Origin of the sequence: Streptomyces sp. YS-3 (assembly GCF_045257485.1) — a bacterium.
In the GTDB taxonomy this organism is placed as follows: domain Bacteria; phylum Actinomycetota; class Actinomycetes; order Streptomycetales; family Streptomycetaceae; genus Streptomyces.
Map to the genome: position 1 here is coordinate 1 of NZ_JBJHPC010000424.1, position 6,361 is coordinate 6,361.

General features: G+C 72.2%; 5 protein-coding genes. 4 read left to right on the plus strand and 1 reads right to left on the minus strand.

Annotation, left to right across the window (positions count from 1 at the left end; genetic code table 11):
- The 4 genes from ACJA3G_RS27095 to ACJA3G_RS27110 all read left to right on the plus strand — a co-directional run.
- Positions 1 to 243: response regulator transcription factor (locus tag ACJA3G_RS27095; RefSeq protein ID WP_219205022.1), on the plus strand; the 243-nt coding region annotated here is incomplete at its 5' end.
- A gap of 113 nt (positions 244 to 356) precedes the next feature.
- Positions 357 to 1,640 (plus strand): HRDC domain-containing protein, encoded by a 1,284-nt coding sequence (locus tag ACJA3G_RS27100; RefSeq protein ID WP_406555665.1) that lies wholly within the window; start codon positions 357 to 359, stop codon positions 1,638 to 1,640.
- A gap of 217 nt (positions 1,641 to 1,857) precedes the next feature.
- Complete coding sequence (locus ACJA3G_RS27105; protein WP_406555666.1) at positions 1,858 to 3,084, plus strand: thiolase family protein; 1,227 nt, start codon at positions 1,858 to 1,860, stop codon at positions 3,082 to 3,084.
- On the plus strand, positions 3,081 to 5,219 hold the full coding sequence (locus ACJA3G_RS27110) for a 3-hydroxyacyl-CoA dehydrogenase NAD-binding domain-containing protein (RefSeq protein ID WP_406555667.1): 2,139 nt from the start codon (positions 3,081 to 3,083) through the stop codon (positions 5,217 to 5,219). The genes ACJA3G_RS27105 and ACJA3G_RS27110 overlap by 4 nt, the downstream gene beginning before the upstream one ends.
- A gap of 86 nt (positions 5,220 to 5,305) precedes the next feature.
- Here ACJA3G_RS27110 and ACJA3G_RS27115 read toward each other — a convergent pair whose 3' ends face one another.
- Positions 5,306 to 6,358: a hypothetical protein gene (locus tag ACJA3G_RS27115; RefSeq protein ID WP_406555668.1), complete on the minus strand. Its 1,053-nt coding sequence runs from the start codon at positions 6,356 to 6,358 to the stop codon at positions 5,306 to 5,308.
- Positions 6,359 to 6,361 lie beyond the last annotated feature (3 nt).

The following is a 6,361-nucleotide window of genomic DNA, read 5'->3' on the forward strand; positions in this document are numbered from 1 at the left end:
CGTATGCACCGCCGCCCCCCGGGTTCCCCGAGCCACCCGGGTGGCTACCGCGAGCTCTCCGGGCGCGAGGTCGAGGTGCTGCGGCTGGTCGCCGAGGGCCAGTCCAACAAGGCGATCGGCGTGTCCATGGGACTCTCCGCGCTGACCGTGAAGAGCCACCTCGCCCGGATCGCGCGCAAGCTCGGCACGGGTGACAGAGCCGGCATGGTGGCCGTCGCGCTGCGTACCGGAATCATCCACTGACCCAGGCGTCCCGAGGGGCATGCTCCCCCCACAAGGCGCCGTGCGCCCCTCGCGCGCCCGTCGGCGGAACGTTCCGTCGACGGGCGCGGCGTATACACAAGTACCCTTGACAGGTGACCGACGCCCAAAAGACCGCAGCAGAGACAGCACTGCGAACCACCGGGGGCGCCCCCCCGGACGACGACGTCCCGGTCGATGGGCAGCCGACTCCCCTGCTGGAGCCGCGTGACGGCATTCCGCCCGTCGTAGCCACCGACGAGGCGCTCGCCGAAGTCGTCGCCGCGTTCGCGGCCGGCACCGGCCCCGTGGCCGTGGACGCCGAGCGCGCCTCCGGCTACCGCTACGGCCAGCGCGCCTACCTCGTGCAGCTCCGCCGCGAGGGCGCGGGCACCGCGCTCGTCGACCCGGTGGGCTGCCCCGACCTCTCCTCCCTCGGCGACGCCCTCACCGGCACCGAATGGATCCTGCACGCGGCGACCCAGGACCTGCCGTGCCTGCGGGAAATAGGCATGACCCCCTCGCGGCTCTTCGACACCGAGCTCGCCGGGCGCCTCGCGGGCTTCCCGCGCGTGGGCCTGGGGGCGATGGTCGAGAGCGTCCTCGGATACGCCCTGGAGAAGGGCCACTCCGCGGTGGACTGGTCGACCCGCCCGCTGCCCGAGCCCTGGCTGCGGTACGCGGCGCTGGACGTGGAGCTGCTCGTCGACCTGCGGGACGCGCTGGAGAAGGAGCTCGACCGGCAGGGGAAGCTGGACTGGGCCCGCCAGGAGTTCGAGGCGATCGCGGCGGCTCCGCCCGCGCCGCCGCGCAAGGAGCCCTGGCGGCGCACCTCGGGGATGCACAAGGTCCGCCGGCGCCGCCAGATGGCCGCCGTGCGCGAGCTGTGGACCGCCCGCGACAGGGTCGCCCAGCGCCGTGACGTCTCGCCGGGCAAGGTGCTCAGCGACTCCGCGATCATCGAGGCGTCGCTGGCGCTGCCGCTGGACGTGCAGGCGCTGATGGCGCTGCCCGGCTTCGGCCACCGGATGGGGCGGCGCCAGCTGGAGCAGTGGCAGGCGGCCGTCGACCGGGCCCGGGCCCTGCCGGAATCCGGTCTTCCGCAGCCCGGCCAGCAGGTCGCGGGTCCCCCGCCGCCGCGCTCCTGGGCCGACAAGGACCCGGCCGCCGCGGCGCGCCTGTCGGCGGCCCGCGCGGCGGTGTCCGAGCTGGCCGAGCGGCTGAACATGCCGCAGGAGAACCTGATCACCCCGGACACGGTGCGCCGGGTGTGCTGGGAGCCCCCGGGCGACCGCTCCGAGGCGGCCGTGGCCGAGGCGCTCACGGCGTACGGCGCCCGGCGCTGGCAGGTCGAGCAGGTGACGCCGCTACTGGCGGCGGCGCTGGCCGCCAACGCCTGAGCCCGCACCCCCGCGCCCCTCCTCCCGTGCCCCCTGTCGACCATGGTCGCCAGGGGGCACGGCCATGACAGGGGGCCGTCGGAGTGTGACGTTCGCCGCTCCTGCCGCCGGGACTGGGCAGTTTGGTTACCCGCAAGTAGCATGACGGGGTGAGCGCGCGCTCAGGTGAGTGCGCCAAGCGCAGCAGTGCCACCCCGCACCCTGGAGGAGAGCCATCGTGCCTCGTACCGTCAGGGACGTCGTCTTCGTCGACGGCGTCCGCACCCCGTTCGGCAAGGCGGGCCCGAAGGGCATCTACCACGAGACCCGGGCCGACGATCTCGTCGTCAAGGCGATCCGGGAGCTGCTGCGCCGCAACCCGGCCCTGGACCCCGCCAAGATCGACGAGGTCGCCATCGCCGCGACCACGCAGATCGGTGACCAGGGTCTGACCCTGGGCCGCACGGCCGGCATCCTCGCGGGTCTGCCGCAGTCCGTGCCGGGCTACTCCATCGACCGTATGTGCGCCGGCGCGCTGACCGCCGTCACCTCGGTCGCCGGCTCCATCGCCTTCGGCGCCTACGACGCCGTCATCGCGGGCGGTGTCGAGCACATGGGCCGCCACCCCATGGGTGAGGGCGTCGACCCCAACCCGCGGTTCGTGAGCGAGAAGCTGGTCGACGAGTCGGCCCTGTTCATGGGCATGACCGCGGAGAACCTGCACGACCGCTACCCGCAGATCACCAAGCTCCGCGCCGACGAGTACGCCGTGCGCTCGCAGGAGAAGGCGGCCAAGGCGTACGCCGACGGGAAGATCCAGCAGGACCTGGTCCCGATCTCGGTGCGCAACACCAACGCCGAGGTCGGCGAGACCGGCTGGGGCCTGGTCACCGCCGACGAGCCGATGCGCCCGGGCACCACGCTGGAGAGCCTGGCGAACCTGAAGACGCCGTTCCGCGTCCACGGCAACGTCACCGCGGGCAACGCGGCCGGCCTCAACGACGGCGCCACCGCGTCGATCATCGCGTCCGAGGAGTTCGCGCGGGAGAACAACCTCCCCGTGAAGATGCGCCTCGTCTCCTACGCCTTCGCGGGCGTCGAGCCGGAGGTCATGGGCTACGGCCCGATCCCGGCGACCGAGAAGGCGCTCGCCAAGGCGGGTCTGTCGATCGAGGACATCAACCTCTTCGAGATCAACGAGGCGTTCGCCGTCCAGGTGCTCGCGTTCCTGGACCACTACGGCATCGCCGACAACGACGCGCGCGTCAACCAGTACGGCGGCGCCATCGCCTACGGCCACCCGCTCGCCTCGTCCGGCGTACGCCTGATGACGCAGCTGGCGCGGCAGTTCGAGGAGCAGCCGGAGGTCCGCTACGGCCTCACCACCATGTGCGTCGGCTTCGGCATGGGCGCCACGGTCATCTGGGAGAACCCGCACCACAAGGACGCCGGAGGCAGCAAGTGAGCACCACCGCTGAGCTTTTGAAGGGTGCGGCCGAGCTGTTCCCGGACGAGGTCGTCACCTCGGCGCACGTGCGCCACCTCGACCTGCCGTTCGGCGCCGGCCGGTTCGCGCTGATCACGCTGGACAACGGCTTCGACCACACCAAGCCGACCACCTTCGGCCCCGGCTCGCTGGCGAACCTCAACGCCGCCATCGACCAGGTCGAGAAGGAGGCCGCCGAGGGCTCCATCGTCGGCGTGGGTGTCACCGGCAAGCCGTTCATCTTCGCGGTCGGCGCCGACCTCAAGGGCGTCGAGCTGCTGAAGAAGCACGAGGACGCGCTGGCCATCGGCAAGGGCGGCCACGAGGTCTTCAAGCGCCTCGCCGCGCTGGCCGTGCCGACCTTCGCGTACTACAACGGCGCGGCCATGGGCGGCGGTGTCGAGGTCGGTCTGCACTGCACCTACCGCACCGTCTCCAAGGCGCTGCCGGCCTTCTCGCTGCCCGAGGTCTTCCTCGGTCTGGTCCCGGGCTGGGGCGGCTGCACGCTGCTCCCCAACCTGATCGGCGCGGAGAACGCCGTCACGGTGATCATCGAGAACTCGCTGAACCAGAACCGCCAGCTCAAGGGTAAGCAGGTCTTCGACCTCGGTATCGCGGACGCGATCTTCGAGGGCGCCGACTTCCTGGAGCAGTCGCTGATCTGGACCGCCGGCGTCCTCAAGGGCGACGTGAAGGTCGAGCGCCCCGAGATCGACCGCGGCGAGGCCTGGGACCAGGCCGTCGCCAAGGGCCGGCTCGTCGCCGACTCCAAGGTGCACGGCGCGGCCCCGGCCGCCTACCGCGCGCTCGACATCATCGAGGCGGCCAAGGACGGCGACCTCCAGGCCGGTTACGACGCCGAGGACAAGGCGCTCGCCGACCTGATCATGGGCGGCGAGCTCCGCTCCGGCATCTACGCCTTCAACCTGGTGCAGAAGCGCGCCAAGCGCCCGGCGGGTGCGCCCGACAAGTCGCTGGCTCGTCCGGTCACCAAGGTCGGCGTGGTGGGCGCGGGCCTGATGGCCTCGCAGCTCGCGCTGCTGTTCCTGCGCCGCCTGGAGGTGCCGGTCGTGCTGACCGACATCGACCAGGAGCGCGTCGACAAGGGTGTGGGCTACGTCCACGCCGAGATCGACAAGCTGCTCACCAAGTCCCGTATCAACCAGGACAAGGCCAACCGCCTCAAGGGCCTGGTCTCCGGTGTGCTGGACAAGGCCGAGGGCTTCTCCGACGCCGACTTCATCATCGAGGCCGTCTTCGAGGAGATCGGCGTCAAGCAGCAGGTGTTCGCGGAGGTCGAGGCGGTCGCCCCGGCGCACGCGATCCTCGCCACCAACACCTCCTCGCTGTCGGTCTCCGAGATGGCGTCGAAGCTGAAGCACCCCGAGCGGGTCGTCGGCTTCCACTTCTTCAACCCGGTCGCGATCCTCCCGCTCCTGGAGATCGTGCGCGGCGAGCAGACCGACGACGCGGCGCTGGCCACGGCGTTCGGTGTCGCCAAGAAGCTGAAGAAGACCGCGGTCCTGGTGAAGGACGCCCCGGCGTTCGTCGTCAACCGCATCCTGACCCGCTTCATGGGCGAGATCCAGAACGTCATCGACGAGGGCACCCCGGTCGAGGTCGCTGAGAAGGCGGTCGAGCCGCTGGGTCTGCCGATGTCGCCGCTGGTCCTGCTGGAGCTCGTGGGACCGGCCATCGGTCTGCACGTCTCGGAGACGCTCAACCGCGCCTTCCCGGACCGCTTCACGGTCTCCCCGAACCTCGCGGCGGTCGTCAAGGCGGGCAAGCGCGGCTTCTACGTCTACTCCGCCGAGAACGGCTTCAAGCCGGAGCTGGACCCCGAGGTCGTGGCGCTGCTGGAGCAGGGCGACTCGGTCCTCACCGAGGAGCAGACCCGCGACCGCGTCCTGGACGCGGTGGCGCAGGAGATCGGTCTGATGCTGGAGGAGGGTGTCGTGGCCGAGGCCCAGGACATCGACCTCTGCCTCATCACCGGCGCCGGCTGGCCCTTCCACCTGGGCGGCATCACGCCGTACCTGGACCGTGAGGGTGTCTCGGAGCGTGTGAACGGCAAGACGTTCCTCGCGCAGGGCGTGGCGAGCGTCCCGGCGTAACGCCCCCCGCACAGCGCACAGGAGGCCCCCCGCGAGAGCGGGGGGCCTCCTTGGTGTTCCGGGTCCGGCACCGGGCCGACGGGGCGTCAGACGGCCGTCCAGGCCTCCAGGGCCAGGCCCGGCTCCGTGGTCTTCTGCCGGGTGACGCGCAGCCGTCCGTCGGTGCCGAAGGCGGCGAGGACGACCCGCCCCCGGGCGTCGAGGGCCAGCGCGGGCACACCCGCGCACACCTCGCCCGTAGAGGCCCACACCGCGCCGGCCGCCTCGGCCTCCGTGGGATAGGCGGCGAGCGCCGGGCGGCCGTCGGGGCCGCGCTGGGCCATCAGGGTGCAGTCGTGGCCGTCCACCGGCGTACGCAGCACGGCGACCGGGCCGTTCGAGGCACCGCCCAGCCCCGCGGCCGGGAGCTCCTCGCGGAAGGCGCGCACCTCGCCGTCCCCGGACTCGCGCCAGAAGAAGGTGATCCGGCCCTCGCCGGTGTGCTGGGCGCTCACCGACCCGTTCGCCACCTGGAGCTTGAGGTCGGGTACCTGCTCGAACTCGTCGGCGCCGGGGCCGCGCCTCCAGCGCATCACCCCGCGCTCGGCCGGGGCCAGCACCTCGATGAGGCCCGCGTCGGCCGTGCTCGCGCAGATCGCGCCGTACGAGCCGGAGCCCTTGAGGTCCTTCCAGTTGCCCCACTTGCCGGAGGACAGCTGGCCGCGGGCGCAGAGTCCGCCACCGGCGTTGCGGAGGAAGACGTACAGGTTGTCGGCGGAGTCGACGACGGCGGCCGGGTGGCCGACCTTGGCGGCCTTCTCCTGGTCGCGGTAGGGAGTGCCGAGCGGATACCAGTCCTTGACCGGGCGTCCCGACTGGTACTGGATGGCGTGGACGACGTCCGTCCTGGCCTCGCCGGCGGGCGTCGTGGTGCGGCGCAGCGCGACGAGGTGCACATAGCCGTCGGCGCCCTGGGCGACGGTCAGGCGCGGGTCGAGTCCGCTCGCCGGGGCGACCAGTTCGGGCCCGGTCCACTCGGGGCCGCCGGGGTGCGTCTCGGTCCAGCGGAGCACCCCACCCGGGGCGGGCGCGTAGGCGGTGAGCCGGCCGTCCTTGCCGCGCAGCAGCCAGCCGGTGACCGCCGGGGAGCCATCGGGCAGGGC